Annotated in this window: 15 protein-coding genes; 6 read left to right on the forward strand and 9 right to left on the reverse strand. The window is 68.9% G+C overall.

The genetic code is table 11. The features are described from left to right. Nucleotides 1-18: 18 nt before the first annotated feature. From NX784_RS23965 to NX784_RS24000, 8 genes are all read right to left on the reverse strand, one after another. The gene (locus NX784_RS23965) at nucleotides 19-375 is read right to left on the reverse strand and encodes a TraR/DksA family transcriptional regulator (protein WP_166863277.1); all 357 of its coding nucleotides are present in this window, start codon (nucleotides 373-375) and stop codon (nucleotides 19-21) included. Nucleotides 376-561: 186 nt separating this feature from the next. After that, the gene (locus NX784_RS23970) at nucleotides 562-1,110 is read right to left on the reverse strand and encodes a hypothetical protein (protein WP_258819193.1); all 549 of its coding nucleotides are present in this window, start codon (nucleotides 1,108-1,110) and stop codon (nucleotides 562-564) included. A gap of 17 nt (nucleotides 1,111-1,127) precedes the next feature. Beyond that, complete coding sequence (locus NX784_RS23975; RefSeq protein ID WP_258819194.1) at nucleotides 1,128-1,979, reverse strand: hypothetical protein; 852 nt, start codon at nucleotides 1,977-1,979, stop codon at nucleotides 1,128-1,130. An 80-nt stretch (nucleotides 1,980-2,059) separates the two neighbouring features. Next, nucleotides 2,060-2,830 (reverse strand): 2-oxo-tetronate isomerase, encoded by a 771-nt coding sequence (gene otnI, locus NX784_RS23980; RefSeq protein WP_258819195.1) that lies wholly within the window; start codon nucleotides 2,828-2,830, stop codon nucleotides 2,060-2,062. Nucleotides 2,831-2,864: 34 nt separating this feature from the next. Further along, entirely contained in the window at nucleotides 2,865-4,163 is a 1,299-nt protein-coding gene (locus tag NX784_RS23985) for an MFS transporter (RefSeq protein ID WP_258819196.1), read from the reverse strand. Nucleotides 4,164-4,270: 107 nt separating this feature from the next. Next, nucleotides 4,271-4,729, reverse strand: a complete 459-nt coding sequence (locus tag NX784_RS23990) for a MarR family winged helix-turn-helix transcriptional regulator (protein ID WP_258819197.1) — start codon at nucleotides 4,727-4,729, stop codon at nucleotides 4,271-4,273. A gap of 171 nt (nucleotides 4,730-4,900) precedes the next feature. Next, nucleotides 4,901-6,349: a DEAD/DEAH box helicase gene (locus NX784_RS23995; protein WP_258819198.1), complete on the reverse strand. Its 1,449-nt coding sequence runs from the start codon at nucleotides 6,347-6,349 to the stop codon at nucleotides 4,901-4,903. Nucleotides 6,350-6,701: 352 nt separating this feature from the next. Next, nucleotides 6,702-7,481 (reverse strand): inositol monophosphatase family protein, encoded by a 780-nt coding sequence (locus NX784_RS24000; RefSeq protein WP_258819226.1) that lies wholly within the window; start codon nucleotides 7,479-7,481, stop codon nucleotides 6,702-6,704. A gap of 167 nt (nucleotides 7,482-7,648) precedes the next feature. Here NX784_RS24000 and NX784_RS24005 point away from each other — a divergent pair, with 167 nt between their 5' ends. The 6 genes from NX784_RS24005 (at nucleotide 7,649) to NX784_RS24030 (ending at nucleotide 12,914) form a co-directional block, all read left to right on the forward strand. Beyond that, nucleotides 7,649-8,434 (forward strand): RNA methyltransferase, encoded by a 786-nt coding sequence (locus NX784_RS24005; protein WP_258819199.1) that lies wholly within the window; start codon nucleotides 7,649-7,651, stop codon nucleotides 8,432-8,434. A 78-nt stretch (nucleotides 8,435-8,512) separates the two neighbouring features. Continuing rightward, complete coding sequence (locus NX784_RS24010) at nucleotides 8,513-9,034, forward strand: twin-arginine translocation signal domain-containing protein (protein ID WP_258819200.1); 522 nt, start codon at nucleotides 8,513-8,515, stop codon at nucleotides 9,032-9,034. Then, nucleotides 9,031-10,659 (forward strand): GMC family oxidoreductase, encoded by a 1,629-nt coding sequence (locus tag NX784_RS24015; protein WP_258819201.1) that lies wholly within the window; start codon nucleotides 9,031-9,033, stop codon nucleotides 10,657-10,659. Before NX784_RS24010 ends, NX784_RS24015 begins: the two co-directional genes overlap by 4 nt. 4 nt (nucleotides 10,660-10,663) lie before the next feature. After that, on the forward strand, nucleotides 10,664-11,605 hold the full coding sequence (locus NX784_RS24020; protein ID WP_258819202.1) for an esterase/lipase family protein: 942 nt from the start codon (nucleotides 10,664-10,666) through the stop codon (nucleotides 11,603-11,605). Nucleotides 11,606-11,677: 72 nt separating this feature from the next. After that, nucleotides 11,678-12,367 carry a TetR/AcrR family transcriptional regulator gene (locus NX784_RS24025; RefSeq protein ID WP_258819203.1) on the forward strand — a complete coding sequence of 230 codons (690 nt, stop codon included), beginning with the start codon at nucleotides 11,678-11,680 and terminating at the stop codon, nucleotides 12,365-12,367. A gap of 7 nt (nucleotides 12,368-12,374) precedes the next feature. Next, nucleotides 12,375-12,914 carry an LOG family protein gene (locus NX784_RS24030; RefSeq protein WP_258819204.1) on the forward strand — a complete coding sequence of 180 codons (540 nt, stop codon included), beginning with the start codon at nucleotides 12,375-12,377 and terminating at the stop codon, nucleotides 12,912-12,914. Nucleotides 12,915-12,917: 3 nt separating this feature from the next. On the opposite strand, the gene NX784_RS24035 is transcribed toward NX784_RS24030, so the two are convergent. Next, complete coding sequence (locus NX784_RS24035) at nucleotides 12,918-14,000, reverse strand: GGDEF domain-containing protein (protein ID WP_258819205.1); 1,083 nt, start codon at nucleotides 13,998-14,000, stop codon at nucleotides 12,918-12,920. Nucleotides 14,001-14,006: the final 6 nt, after the last annotated feature.

Below are 14,006 nucleotides of genomic sequence, written 5' to 3' on the forward strand. Positions count from 1 at the left end.
CGCCGCTACCGTCCGTCGTCATCGTCGTTCTGCGCGCGTCTGGCAATCGATGCACAATCGCGCCTCCGGCCGGGCCAGCAGGCGCGAGGCGCCGATGGGCTGGCCGCATTCCTCGCATAATCCGTAGCTGCCGTCGTCGAACCGGGCCAGGGCCTGGCGCACCTCGCGCATCTCGGCCGAGTGGTGGCCGGCCGCTTCGCGCGACAAGTCGTTCAACAGGCGTACGGTGGCGCGGTCCAGCGGCGACGTCTCGACTTCGTCCACCGGCAGCTCGCCCGTGTCCTGCGGAGGCGCCTCGACGCGGGACAGGGCGTCGAGCCGGCGTTCGAGCATGGTCTTGAGCTGCGCCAGCTGCTCGGGCGTGAGGGGATCCATGGCGCCGCCGGGTTCAAGCGGCGCCGGTGCCGGAACGGCGCAGGTCGTGACGGAAGGCGCCGGCACGGCAAACGCCGGGCCGGGCGTGCGGATTGGCGATCATGTTGTCCCCTTCGTTCTGGTTCCGTTCAGTGTAGCGCGGAACGACGGGGATGCATACTGCCGCCCGGGCGGCCGTGCGCGGCATCAGGCGGAGGGGTCGGGTGCGGCCGGGGCGTTGTCGACGGCGACGACGTCGAGCTGGGCCTTCAGGCGCTCCAGCGCGGCGAGGATGGGTACGACCTGGCCCGTGCTGGCGGCCGCCGCGAGGCCCAGCAGGCGCGCCACGAGCGTGATGCCGTCGCCGATGCGGGTGATGCGCCGGATCTTGTCGGCGGCGTCCAGTGTCAGCTGGATCAGGCGCTGCTGGGGCTGGCCCAGCGACGACACGATGCACGCGGCCGCATCGCCGTACAGCCGGTTGGCGCGTTGGCGCAATTCCATTTCGGCCTCGAGCAGCGCGCGCGCGGCCGCCTGTTCCGGGTCCGGCACGTCCTGGCCCTGGTGGCGCCGGATGTCGCGCATGATGCGCGCGTGGATGCTGTCCGCGCAATCCGACAGCTTGTCGGCCAGCTCCTCCACTTGCTGCGCCGTCGCCAGCGCCTCGGCCGGGCTCGGCGACGCGGCTGCGGGAGCGGCGGTGGCGGTGGCGGCGGGGGCGGGCGCGGCCGCTTGCGGATGGTCGTCGTTTGCCATGATCTCTCCTCGTGCGCTCAGTCGGACAGGGCGTCGCGCAGGCTGGTCAGGTCGCGCGCGTACGCCGCCAGCAGCTTGCGCACTTCATCGCCGTGCAGGTTATTGATGTTGTCGCGCAGTTTCTGGTGGCCCTGGGCGACTTTCGTCAAACCTTGCAGCGCGAGGTCATAGCGTTTGTCGACGAGCTTGTATTCCGTCGACTTGGTGAGGTAGTGGACCTTGGCCAGGGTGACGAGCATGCGGTCGGAGGTCTTGGTGGAAAACGGGATTTCGACGTCGAAGATGCCCAGCACCGTCTTCTTTTCGTTGTCGTTGGTTTTCGCATACAGGCGGGTGAGGGCGATCATCGCGTCCAGCAACACCTGCACGTCGGCGTCACCGTCGCGCACCATCGTCTCGACGCTGCGGTTCTGGTAGCCGGACGCGATCACCCGCGTCAGCAGCCGCGTCAGCCCCGTGTACGCCGCAATCTGTTTCTGCTGCAAGCCCGACTCCGCATTCGCCTTCAGGCCGCTGCCGAGGTCGTCGATGCGGTCGGACAAGTCATAGCGCGCATCGCCCGCCAGCACGCTCAAGGTCTGCATGTACAGCACGACGGTCTTCTGGATGCTGACGAAGTCGTCGTACACGGCGCGCCGGCGCGCATCGTTTTCGCGGGCGATGCGGTCGGCGGCGGGCGACAAGTAGGGCTGTTCGCGCTCGTAGGTGTCGCGGTAGCGGCGCGACAGTTCGCCGTAAGCGCCAAGGCGGGCCGAGGCGTCGGCGAATTGCCGCACCTCCGTCAGGCTCACCTGGCCCGTCGAGGCGCAGCCGCCCAGCAGCAGGCTGGCGGCGAGCAGGCAAAGGGATAGGCGGCGACGCAAGTCCATGGGTCCTTTCTGGACGGCAAAAGGCCGGCCGGCAAAACCCTCATTCTTTCAAACCTCGACCGCTTCGTTATTGCAAACGATCAATTGTCGCGCCAGCCCAGGCCCGCCGCCGTGTCGCCCAGCGGGATGTATTCGCAGCCGACCCAGCCGTCGTAACCGAGCTCGTCCAGCGTGCGGAACAGGAAGGGGAAATTGATCTCGCCCGTGCCCGGCTCGTGCCGGCCCGGCACGTCGGCCAGCTGGATGTGGCGGATCAGCGGCAGGCGTTCGCGCAGCGTGTGGGCGAGGTCGCCTTCCATGCGTTGCATGTGGTAGATGTCGTATTGCAGGAACAGGTTGGGCACGGCCGCTTCCGCGATGATGGCGGCGGCCTGGGCGCTGCGCGTCAGGAAATAGCCGGGGATGTCACGGTCGTTGATCGGCTCGATCAACAGGTCGATGCCGTGCGGCGCCAGCGCGGCCGCGGCGAAGCGCAGGTTGTCGACGAACGTGGCGTGCGCGCGCTCGTGTGCGACGTTCGGCGGCAGCTTGCCCGCGAGGCAGTGCAGGCGCTGCACGCCGAGGTCCAGCGCGTACTCCAGCGCCAGCTCGACCGTGTCCTGGAACTCGCCCGTGCGGCGCGGATCGCAGGCGAGGCCCCGTTCGCCCGCCGCCCAGTCGCCGGCCGGGAAATTATGCAGTGCCAGTTCCAGCTGGTAGCGCTGCAGGCGGCCGGCGATCTGCTCGGCCTCGAATGCATACGGAAACAGGAACTCGACGCCGTCGAAATGGGCCGCGCGGGCGGCGGCGAAGCGTTCCAGGAAGCCGAGTTCGTTGAACATCAGGCTCAGGTTGGCGGCGAAACGGGGCATGCGGGTTTCCTTGGTGACGGGGTAACCTGCTATGCTAAACCATCGTGCGCGTGGACGGCGCCGGCGGCACGGCCCGCAACGTGCGCATCGGCGTGCACAGCCACGCGAGCAGCGCGGCACTCGCGAGTCCGATGCCGGCACCGCCGAACAGCGTCGCCAGCGCGACGCGGCTCGCGATCCAGCCGGCCAGCGCGGCCGCCAGCGGCGCCAGGCCCATGAAGATGAACATGAACAGGCTCATCGTGCGGCCCAGCAGGTCGCGCGGCACGCGTTGCTGGATCCACGTGAACACGGCAACCTGCACGTAGCCGCCCAGCACGCCGATGACGGCATTGATCAGCATGCCTTGCCAGCTGGCCGTGATGCCGCCGAGCGGCACGAGCAGCAGGCCGACGACGCCATCGATCAGCAGCAAGGTCATGCCCAGATTGCCGGCACGCCGGCGTCCCGCGATGCCGCTCGCGGCCATGCCCAGCAGGGCGCCGGCACCATGCGCGCCCATCAGCAGGCCGAGGGCCGCAGCGCCGTGCAGCCGGCTGCTGGCCAGCAGCGGCAGCGCGACCTGCATGACGCCGCCGATGATGCATGCGCACAGGCCCCAGTAGAGGAAGCAGCTGCGCAGCAAGGTGTCGCGCCAGACGGCCGCGAGCCCGTCCGCCACCGAGCGCAGCACCGGTTGCGCGGCGGCCGGCACGAACCGGCGCGGCTCGACCTTGGACAAGGTCCACGCGGACACGGCGAAGCTGAGGGCGTCGAACCCGAACGCCAGCGCCAATCCGTGCATGTGGCGCGGACCGTCGCTGCCGTCGCCCGCGAGCGCGAACAGCAGGCCGGCGAGCAGCGGCCCGGCCAGCATCGTCACCTGGCGCAACGCCATCATCATGCCGTTGGCCGCCTGCAGGTGTTGCGGGGCGACGGCGTGCGGCAGCATCGACGTGCCGGCCGGGATGCTGAACGCGGACGCGAGCGACAGGCCCAGCGCCAGCGCGAGCACGCCGGGCAGGTGCGCGTGGCCGCTGTAGACGAGGATGTCGAGCATGCCCAGCAGCACGGTGTTGACGTGCTTCGTGAGCATCAGGATGCGCTTCGGCGAATAGCGGTCAACGAACGCGCCGCCGAACAGGATCAGCACGGCGCGCGGGATGCCCATCAGCGCGACGGCCAGCCCCAGCGCGACGGGGTCGCCCGTCAGCTTCAGCACGAGCCAGGGCAGGGCGATCAAGGTGAACTGGTCGCCGAGGGCGGAAATCGCGCCGCCGCTCATCAGCCAGACAAAGTTGCGGTCGCGCAGCAGGGCGGCGCGCGGGGCCGCTTTGGGAGGTGTATCGGTCATGTCTCGTCTCCTCGTGGTGGACGTGCGGGCGTGCGCCGGCCTGGCCGGCACGCCATCGTTCTTGTGATTCGGGGGGCCGCGCCGGCAAGGGCGCGGCGGTCAGGGCATCAGCGCCCGATGCCGGCGATCTGCGCGAGCAGGTCGGACGTCGCCTGCAGCTGCGCGCGCGCGGGGCCGCCCAGCATGGCGCGGCTGATGTTGTCGACGACGGTCGTCGCATTCGTCGCCAGTTCGCTGCCCGTCGGCGTGATCAGCGCGTAGCCGACACGGGCGTCGCGCGGGTCGCTCTGGCGCGTGACGAGGCCGATCTTTTCCAGCGGCAGCAGCGAGCGCGTGACGCCGGACGCCGTCAGGCCCAGCTTCTCCGCGAGGTCGACGCGGCGCAGGCGGCCGCCCGGCGCGCGCTGCAGGTGCAGCAGCAGCTGGTAGTCGGCGAAGCTGATGCCGTGGTGGCCGCCCAGTGCGCTGTCGAGGCGGCGCGCGACGGCCGCCCAGGCGCGCGCGAGGCGCAGGCAGAATTCGGTGGTCAACGTGTCGGGAACGTCGTGGGTGTCGGTCGTGGTCATGGGGGCTCCGGAAACTGGATGATTACTTGAGTCGTCAAGTATAGGCGCGCACCTAACAGTTTGCAAGTAATTGAGTGCGCAACTATCTCGATCGGCCACAAAAAAGCCGGGAACGATCCCGGCTTGCGGACTTCGGGGACGCGCCGGCCTGGCCGGGCGCGTCCGCCTGTGTCAGCGTTCGCCGCCGGAGCGTGCCGCCGCCGGACGCGGGCCGCGACCCTGGCCGCGACCGCCGCCATTGCCACCGTTGCCGCCGTTGCGGTTGCCCGGCTGGCCGGCACGCGCGCCGTTGCCGCCGCCGTTACCGCCGCTGCGCTGGCCCGCCGCCGGCGCAGCCTGCGTGCGCGGCTTGGCGCCGCCGGCAGCACCTGCGCCGTTGCCGGCGCCGCGGTTGCCGCCCGGACGGCCGCGGTTCGGATGGCCCGCCACGCCGCTGCGCAGCTGGATCGGCTGCGGCTTCGCCGTCGGATCCGGCTCGAAGCCCGCGATCACCTGGCGGGGCAAAGTCTGCTTGATCAGCTTTTCGATGTCCTTCAGCATCTGGTGCTCGTCCACGCAGACGAGCGATACGGCTTCGCCCGTCGCGCCGGCGCGGCCCGTGCGGCCGATGCGGTGCACGTAGTCTTCCGGCACGTTCGGCAGGTCGTAGTTCACGACGTGCGGCAGCTGGTCGATGTCGATGCCGCGCGCGGCGATGTCGGTGGCGACGAGCGCCGTCAGGCTGCCGTCCTTGAACTCGGCCAGCGCCTTCGTGCGCGCCGACTGGCTCTTGTTGCCGTGGATCGCCATCGCGCCGATGCCGTCCTTGCCCAGCTGCTCGACGAGTTTGTTGGCGCCGTGTTTCGTGCGCGTGAACACGAGCACCTGCTTCCAGCCATGGGTCTTGATCAGGTGCGCGAGCATCGGGTGCTTCTTGTCGCGGTCGACCGGGTGGATCTTCTGGGCGATCACTTCGACGGTCGAGTTGCGCGGGGCCACTTCGATCATCGCCGGGTTGTCCAGCAGGCGGTCGGCCAGGCCCTTGATCTCGTCCGAGAACGTGGCCGAGAACAGCAGGTTCTGGCGCTTCGGCGGCAGCACGGCCAGCACCTTGCGGATGTCGTGGATGAAGCCCATGTCGAGCATGCGGTCCGCTTCGTCCAGGATGAGGATTTCGATCTTGTCGAGCTTGATCGTGCCCTGGCCGACGTGGTCGAGCAGGCGGCCCGGCGTGGCGACGAGGATGTCGACGCCATTGGCCAGCATCTTGATCTGCGGGTGGATGCCCACGCCGCCGAAGATCACGGCCGAGTTCAGGTTCGTGTGCTTCGCGTACATGCGCACGTTTTCCTCGACCTGGGCCGCGAGTTCGCGGGTCGGGGCGAGCACGAGGGCACGGATCGCGCGTTTCGAGGTTTTGTTCGTCAGCGCCGCGCCCACCTTGTCGGTCGACAGGCGGTGCAGCACGGGCAGCGTGAAGCCGGCGGTCTTGCCGGTGCCGGTCTGGGCGCCCGCCAGCAGGTCGCCTCCGCCCAGCACGGCGGGAATCGCCTTGGCCTGGATCGGAGTCGGTGCGGAATAGCCCGCTTCAGTGACGGCACGCACGATGGCGTCGGACAGACCGAGAGTATTGAATGACATAGTTATCTGGTAGGGATCGGCCCGTCGCTCTTCGAGCGCCAGTCCAGCCGATCGGATTACACAACAGGGCGCCCGGTACTGGAGCCGGGGCGCCGAGACGCAAACGTAGACACAAACGTCAACGGTCACGCGACATTATAGTTAAAAATGTTTCGCTGTGGAAATTTTAGCGCGGCCCGTGTCGTTTAATGACAGGGGCCGGTGAAAGCGGGGAGCGGCACCTCGTGGGTGCCGGAGGCAATCTTGACAGGCCGACAGCGGCGCCTGCGGTGGGAAAGCCGTGCGGCCACAAGGCCCGCGGCATTCCCCGGACTTACACAGCCCTATTTTACGCGAAACGGCAGGAAGCCGCTCAGGCGAAGGGTTTCAGCAGCGCGACCATGCCGGCGAAGACTTTCGGGCCGGCGGCGATGATGTCGCCCTTGTTCAGGTACTCGGATTCGCCGCTGAATTCACCGACGATGCCACCCGCTTCCGTCACCAGCAGCGAACCGGCCGCGATGTCCCAGATTTTCAGGTTCTTTTCGAAATAGCCGTCGACGCGGCCGGCCGCGACGTTCGCCAGTTCCAGCGCGGCCGAACCGCTCGAGCGCAGGCCGTGGCAGCGCGGCGCGACGACTTCGTACATGCGCAGGTATTCGGCGAGGTCGCGCGGTTCCGGGCCGTGGCCGGAGCCGATCAGGGCCTTGTTGATACGGTCGGGATTGCGCACGCGGATGCGCTTGTCGTTCAGGTAGGCGCCGGCGCCCTTGGTGGCGGTGAACAGGTCGTTGCGGACGGGGTCGTAGATGACGGCCTGCGTGATCACGCCGCGCTGTTGCAGCGCGATGGAGATGCAGTAGTTGGGGTAGCCGTGCAGGAAGTTGGTGGTGCCGTCGATCGGATCGATGATCCAGACATATTCGCTCTCGTCGTTCAGGTTCGCGGTCGGGCCCGATTCCTCGCCGAGGATCGCGTGGTCGGGGTAGGCTTTCAGCAAGGTTTCGACGATCGCCTGTTCCGAAGCCTGGTCGACGTCGGTGACGAAGTTGTTGTGGCTTTTTTCGCTGACGGTGATGCGGTCGAGGTCGAACGAGGCGCGGTTGATGACGGTCGCGGCGCGGCGGGCGGCCTTGATGGCCGTGTTGAGCATGGGGTGCATAAGCTATCCGTAAAAAATGCTGACGCCCACCGCGCGCGGGCGCCGTGAACGATCTGAACGAGAAATAATTAAAGAGCAAAGCGGTGCCGAAGCCGTTAAAATCGCGAACTTCTTGTCCGCATTTCAACGCTCGTCACCGCGCGATGCCGTTATTTTAAATGAACCCGACCGAACCTGTCTCTTCTCTTTTCAAACGTCTACGCTTCGTGCTGGTGGAAACAAGCCGCGCCGGCAACGTCGGTTCGGTCGCGCGCGCCATGAAAACGATGGGTTTCGGCGACCTCGTGCTGGTCTCTCCGCGTTGCGCCGATCCGTTGCACGACCCGGAAAGCGTGGCGTTCGCCAGCGGCGCCGTCGACGTGCTGGAAGGTGCGCGCATCGTGGATTCCATCGCCGAGGCGCTGGACGGCTGCAATTTCGCGGCGGCCGTGTCGGCCCGGCTGCGCGAGTTCTCGCCGCCCGTGTGGAGTCCGCGCGAATTTTCCGCGCACGCGGCGGGGACGGACGACCTGCACCCGGCGCTGATCCTCGGCAACGAACGCTTCGGCCTCCCGAACCAGATCGTCGAGCAGTGCAATGTGCTGATCAACATCCCGGCCAACCCGGACTATGCGTCACTGAACCTGTCCCAGGCCGCGCAAGTGCTCGCGTACGAGTGCCGGCTGGCGGCGCAGGGCGAGAACCGCACGCAGCAGGGCATCGGCTTCCACGGCGAGGCGGCCAGCGTCGCGCAGATCGAAGGTATGTATGCCCACCTGGAGGAAGCCCTGGTGGCGATCGGTTTCCTGAACGCCGACAACCCGAGGAAACTGATGCCCCGGCTGAAGCGCCTGTTCGCGCGCACGCAGCTGGAGACGGAAGAGGTCAACATCCTGCGCGGCATCGCCCGCCAGATGCTGAAGGCCGCGCCGGCCAACGACGCGGACGCGGGCCACGATTCCTAGACGCCGCGCTCTAGTCCCGCGCCGTCGCGGAGACCGTCCTTTCGCTTACACTTTTGAAAACAACGATAAAGGGTAGGCATGGAGACAACCCGTAGGAGATTCCTGAAGACCGGCCTGCTGGCCGCGGCGCTGCTGGCCGCGGGCGGCGGCTGGTATCGGCACACGCATCCGGCGCCGCCGCACGGCTTCGCGCTCGACGGCGAGGCGCGCGCCGCACTGGACGCCATCGTCCCCGCAATCCTGGCCGGCACCTTGCCGGACGCCCCGGCCGACCGCACGCGCGCCATCGCCGCCACCACGGACCGCGTGCACCAGGCGATCCTCGGGCTGCCATTGTCCGCCCAGCAGGAAGTACAGGACCTGTTCGGCCTCCTGGCGATCGGCCCCGCGCGGCGCCTGCTGACCGGGCTCCCGGACGGCTGGGCCGGCGCGCGCGAAACGGACGTCGCCGCGTTCCTGCAATCCTGGCGCGTGCATCGCCTCGCGCTGCTGCGCACCGCCTACGCCGCGCTGCACGACCTCGTGCTCGGCGGCTGGTACAGCGACCCCGCGCACTGGGACGCCATCGGCTACCCGGGCCCGATCAAGGAGCTGGCATGAGCAACGAAGCCGTGATTCCGGATCCGATCCGCGCCGGCCTCGCACGGGGCTGGAAGGTGATCGACGGCGCGCAGATCGATGCCGACCGCGACCTGTCGGCCGATGTCGTCGTCGTCGGCAGCGGCGCCGGTGGCGGCGTGACGGCCGAGATCCTCGCGCTGTCCGGCCTGTCCGTCGTCGTCGTGGAAGAGGGCGCGCTGAAATCGTCGCGCGATTTCAAGATGCGCGAAGCGGACGCCTACCCCACCTTGTACCAGGAATCGGCCGCGCGCAAGACGCGAGACAAGGCCATCAACATCCTGCAGGGCAGGACGGTGGGCGGCTCGACGACGGTCAACTGGACGTCGAGCTTCCGCACGCCGCCGACGACGCTCGAATTCTGGCAACGGCGCTTCGGCCTCGCGACGTATGGCGAAGCGGATCTTGCGCCGTGGTTCGCGCTGATGGAGGCGCGGCTGCACGTGGCCGACTGGCCCGGCGCGCCGAACGAGAACAACGACCTGCTGCGCCGCGGCGCGGCCAAACTCGGCATCCCGACGGGCCTCATCCGCCGCAACGTCAACGGGTGCTGGAACCTCGGCTATTGCGGCATGGGCTGCCCGACGAACGCGAAGCAGTCGATGCTCGTGACGACGATTCCGTCCGCGCTGGACCACGGCGCGACGCTCGTCACGCGCGCCCGCGCGGAACGCCTGGTGCTGAACGGCGACAAGGCCGACGGCATCGACTGCACGTTGCTGGACGCGGCCGGCCTGCACCCGACGGGACGCCGCATGCGCATCCGCGCGCGCCACGTCGTGCTGGCCGGCGGCGCCATCAACACGCCTGCGCTGCTGCTGCGCTCGAAGGCGCCGGACCCCAGCGGCCAGCTGGGCAAGCGCACGTTCCTGCACCCGACCCTCGTGTCGGCCGCGCTGTTCCCGCAGCGCGTGGACGGCTACGCGGGCGCGCCGCAGACCGTGTATTCCGACCACTTCCTGCACACGCAGCCCATCGACGGCCCGCTCGGCTTCAAGCTCGAGGCGCCGCCGCTGCATCCCGTGCTGCTGGCGACGACGATGCAGGGCTTCGGCCAGGAACACGCGGCCATGATGCGCGAGTTCCCGCACATCCAGGGCATGCTGGCGCTGCTGCGCGACGGTTTTCATGCGGAGTCGCAGGGCGGCACCGTCGGCTTGACGAACGACGGCGCGCCCGTGCTCGACTATCCGCTGAACGACCCGGTCTGGGATGGCGCACGCCGCGCCTTGCTGACGATGGCCGAGATCCAGTTCGCGGCCGGCGCGAGCGGCGTGCAGGTCGCGCACGAGCGGGCGCCGCGCTACGCCAGCTGGAACGAAGCGAAGGCGGGCATCGCCGCGCTGCCGTTCGCGCCCCAGCTGACGCGCGTCGTGTCGGCGCACGTGATGGGCGGCTGCGCGATGGCGGGCGAGGGACACGACGGCGTGACGGAGCCGGACGGCCGCTATCGCGGGCTCGCCAACGTCTCCGTGCACGACGGCTCGCTGTTCCCGACGTCGATCGGCGCCAATCCGCAGCTGTCGATCTACGGCATCACGGCGCGTCTCGCGAGCGACCTCGCGCAGGCGCTGACAGGGCGCCCGGCCGCGCGGCCGCAGGCCTGACATCATGAAGCCGGTCAGCGCACGCACCCTGTTGCGCCTCGTGCTGGCCGTGCAGGCCGTGGGCGCGCTGCTCGTCGCGTGGGCGCTGTGGCGGCGCGGGTTGCCCGCCTGGGCGGCGCTGCTGGCGGGTGCGGGCGTCGTGGCGCTCGTCCGCCTCGCCATCAACATGAACAATTTCGTCATGGCCGGATGGGCCGCGAGCGCGACGCCGCCCGCGTACCGCATCGGGCCCGGCGCGCGCCTCCGCATGCTGGCCGAGGAGTTCTGCGCCAGCATGCTCGTGACGTCGTGGCACGTGCCGCGCGGCCGGCCGCACATGACGGTGTACCGCGACAGCGACCGCGTGCCCGTGCTGCTCGTGCACGGTTACGGCTGCAACAGCGGCTACTGGGCGCATCTGGTGCCGCTGCTGGACCGTGAGCGCATCAGCCACGCGAGCATCGACCTGGAACCGGTCGCCGGCAGCATCGACGGCTACGCGCCGCTGATCGAGGCGCATGTGCGCGAGCTGTGCGCGGCGACCGGGGCCGCGCGCGTCGCCATCGTCGCGCACAGCATGGGCGGCCTCGCGGCGCGCGCGTGGATGCGCTCATACGGGAAGCCGGGGTACGGCAGCGCGCGCGTGGCGCGCCTCGTCACGCTCGGCACGCCGCACCACGGCACGGCGCTGGCGCGCTTCGGCCTCGGCGCGAACGCCGTTCAAATGCGCCGCGACAGCGCCTGGCTGCGCGACCTCGCCGCGGCCGAAGGGCCGGACGTGCGCGCGCGCATCGTCTCGCTGTACACGCACCACGACAACATCGTGGCCCCGCAGGATTCGTCCGTGCTGCCGGGCGCACGCAACATCGCGTTCGGCGGCATCGGCCACGTGGCGCTGGGCAGCAACCCCCGCGTGCTGGCCGAGGTGTTGCGCGCTTTGCGCGAACTGCACACCGAGCGGGCCTGAGGGAACGGCGGCGGTGGCCGCGCCGTCCCGTCGATGATATCCTTGGGGGTGAGTCCACCCACATTTGTTCCCATGCAACAAAAAGCTCCGCGCCGAACCCGCGAACGCATCCTCGAGTTGTCGCTGCGGCTGTTCAACGAATTCGGCGAACCGAACATCACGACGACCGTGATCGCCGACGAGATGAACATCTCGCCGGGGAACCTGTATTACCACTTCCGCAACAAGGACGACATCGTGAATTCGATCTTCGTCCAGTTCGAAGCGGAGATCGAGCGCATGCTGACCGTGCCGGCCGGCCGCCGCTCGAACATGGAAGACGTGTGGCTGTACTTGCACCTCATGTTCGAACTGATCTGGAAGTACCGGTTCTTCTACCGCGACCTGAACGACCTGCTGTCGCGCAACCGCAAGCTCGAATTGCACTTCAAGGCGATCCTCGCCCACAAGATCAAGGTCGCGCGCCAGCTGTGCGAAGACTTGCGCAGCGAAGGGTCGCTCGAAGCGGGCGACGCCCAGATCGGCGCGATGGCCACGAACATGGTCGTCGTCGCCACGTACTGGCTGTCGTACGAATACGTGCGCAACCCGCGCAAGTACAGCGAGCAGCAGGCCATCGCCGACGCGCTGGCGCGCGGCTGCTACCAGGTGCTGTCGATGCTCGGCCCCTATCTGCGCGGCGAAACCCTCGCGCTGTTCCAGCGATTGTCCGACGACTTCCTCGCCAAGCTGCCGCCTGAAGCCCGCCAGGACACACCGTAAAGAATCCATGAAATCCATCGCCGTCTACTGCGGCGCCTCACTGGGCGCCGATCCTGTCTATGCCGACGCCGCGCGCGGCCTCGCCCGCGCCCTCGTCGACCACAACATCGGCCTCGTCTACGGCGGCGGCAAGGTGGGCCTGATGGGCGTGATCGCCGACGAAGTGCTGCGCCTCGGCGGCGACGCCACCGGCGTGATCCCGAAGCAGCTCGTCGAGCGCGAAGTGGGCCACGCGGGCCTCACGCGGCTGTTCGTCGTGAAGGACATGCACGAACGGAAGGCGATGATGTCCGACCTGGCCGACGGCTTCATCGCCATGCCGGGCGGGATGGGCACCCTGGAAGAATTGTTCGAGATGGTCACGTGGGCCCAGTTGGGCATCCACGCGAAGCCCATCGGCCTGTTGAACGTCGCGGGCTTCTACGACGGCCTGGCGGCCTTCGTCGACCACCTCGTCGGCACGGGCTTCGTGCGTCCCGCGCACGCGGCACTGATGGTGCGCGACGCCGATCCGGACGCGCTGATCCGCCGCCTGCGCGAGGCCTAGACTTCAGGCCGCGCGTTCGACGCGGTTGCGGCCGGCGGCCTTCGCGTCGTACAAGGCCTTGTCGGCGCGGTTGATCGTGGCACTGAACGGCTCCGCGCCGAGGCGCGCGGCGACGCCGGCCGAGAAGCTCACGCGCAGGTCCGGGTCGACGCCGGGCACGACGAGGCCGGTCATGGCCGCCCGCAGCGACTCGATGAACGCCTGGGCATCGTCCAGCGCGACGGCCGGCAGCAGCACGAGGAATTCCTCGCCGCCCCAGCGCGCCAACGTGGCGCCGCGCGCGAGGCCCGCACGCAGGCGCACGGCGACGGCGCGCAAGACGGCGTCGCCGGCCGCGTGGCCGTGGCGGTCGTTGATCTGCTTGAAGAAGTCGATGTCGAGCAGCGCGACGCACGCGGGCCTGGGCGGCGCGCGCCTTTCCTCGTCGCCCAGCACCTCGTTCATGTGACGCCGGTTCGACACGCCCGTCAGTTCGTCCGTCGTGGCGAGCAGGCGGATCGTGTCCAGCGCCCCTTCCAGCGTTTCCCGCTTGGCCTTCAGGCGCGCGCGCAGCTTGTTCATTTCTCCCGTCAGGAAGGTCACGGTCAGCGAGCAGCCGGCCATGATGGCGAACGTGAGCGCTTCCACGCGGGGCGGATAGCGCAGCGGCTCGCGCAGCTGGTGCCACCACATCGTCGCGCCCATGCCGAGCAGGCCGCACAGTGCGAGGAGCAGGGTCTGGCGCGGGCGCAGCGCGAACGTGCAGAACACGACGACCACCATGAGACCCATCAGCGTGGCGCCGCGCAGCGGCCCCGTGATCGAATACGCCCACATATTGCAGGTGATGCCGAACAGGCCCTGCCACGCGGCCAGCGTGTGCGGCCGCAGGCACAGGCGCGCGCTCGCGCGCACGAGGAGGTAAAACGCCGATGAGCCCAGCGCCGCATACAGGCCGAGCCCCAGCTCGCGCGCGCCCGATTCGACGCCGATCAGTACCGCGAACACCGCATACAGCGCGGTGCTGGCGGCCCAGTAGCGGAGCATGCGGCGCAGTTTCGGATCGGTGCCGACGGCAAGATGGAAGACACGCGCGCGTAAGCCCATGAAGCG

Source organism: Massilia pinisoli (assembly GCF_024753285.1).
Taxonomy (GTDB): Bacteria; Pseudomonadota; Gammaproteobacteria; order Burkholderiales; family Burkholderiaceae_D; genus Telluria; species Telluria pinisoli.

What these genes read in the sequence shown, in the direction of transcription:
- NX784_RS24030 (WP_258819204.1), top strand. Translation starts at nt 12,375, where the DNA reads ATGAAATCCATCGCCGTCTACTGCGGCGCCTCACTGGGCGCCGATCCT.
- NX784_RS24035 (WP_258819205.1), bottom strand. Translation starts at nt 14,000, where the DNA reads ATGGGCTTACGCGCGCGTGTCTTCCATCTTGCCGTCGGCACCGATCCG.
- NX784_RS23965 (WP_166863277.1), bottom strand. Translation starts at nt 375, where the DNA reads ATGGATCCCCTCACGCCCGAGCAGCTGGCGCAGCTCAAGACCATGCTC.
- NX784_RS23995 (WP_258819198.1), bottom strand. Translation starts at nt 6,349, where the DNA reads ATGTCATTCAATACTCTCGGTCTGTCCGACGCCATCGTGCGTGCCGTC.
- NX784_RS24000 (WP_258819226.1), bottom strand. Translation starts at nt 7,481, where the DNA reads ATGCTCAACACGGCCATCAAGGCCGCCCGCCGCGCCGCGACCGTCATC.
- NX784_RS23975 (WP_258819194.1), bottom strand. Translation starts at nt 1,979, where the DNA reads ATGGACTTGCGTCGCCGCCTATCCCTTTGCCTGCTCGCCGCCAGCCTG.
- NX784_RS24025 (WP_258819203.1), top strand. Translation starts at nt 11,678, where the DNA reads ATGCAACAAAAAGCTCCGCGCCGAACCCGCGAACGCATCCTCGAGTTG.
- otnI (WP_258819195.1), bottom strand. Translation starts at nt 2,830, where the DNA reads ATGCCCCGTTTCGCCGCCAACCTGAGCCTGATGTTCAACGAACTCGGC.
- NX784_RS23970 (WP_258819193.1), bottom strand. Translation starts at nt 1,110, where the DNA reads ATGGCAAACGACGACCATCCGCAAGCGGCCGCGCCCGCCCCCGCCGCC.
- NX784_RS23990 (WP_258819197.1), bottom strand. Translation starts at nt 4,729, where the DNA reads ATGACCACGACCGACACCCACGACGTTCCCGACACGTTGACCACCGAA.
- NX784_RS24015 (WP_258819201.1), top strand. Translation starts at nt 9,031, where the DNA reads ATGAGCAACGAAGCCGTGATTCCGGATCCGATCCGCGCCGGCCTCGCA.
- NX784_RS24005 (WP_258819199.1), top strand. Translation starts at nt 7,649, where the DNA reads ATGAACCCGACCGAACCTGTCTCTTCTCTTTTCAAACGTCTACGCTTC.
- NX784_RS23985 (WP_258819196.1), bottom strand. Translation starts at nt 4,163, where the DNA reads ATGACCGATACACCTCCCAAAGCGGCCCCGCGCGCCGCCCTGCTGCGC.
- NX784_RS24020 (WP_258819202.1), top strand. Translation starts at nt 10,664, where the DNA reads ATGAAGCCGGTCAGCGCACGCACCCTGTTGCGCCTCGTGCTGGCCGTG.
- NX784_RS24010 (WP_258819200.1), top strand. Translation starts at nt 8,513, where the DNA reads ATGGAGACAACCCGTAGGAGATTCCTGAAGACCGGCCTGCTGGCCGCG.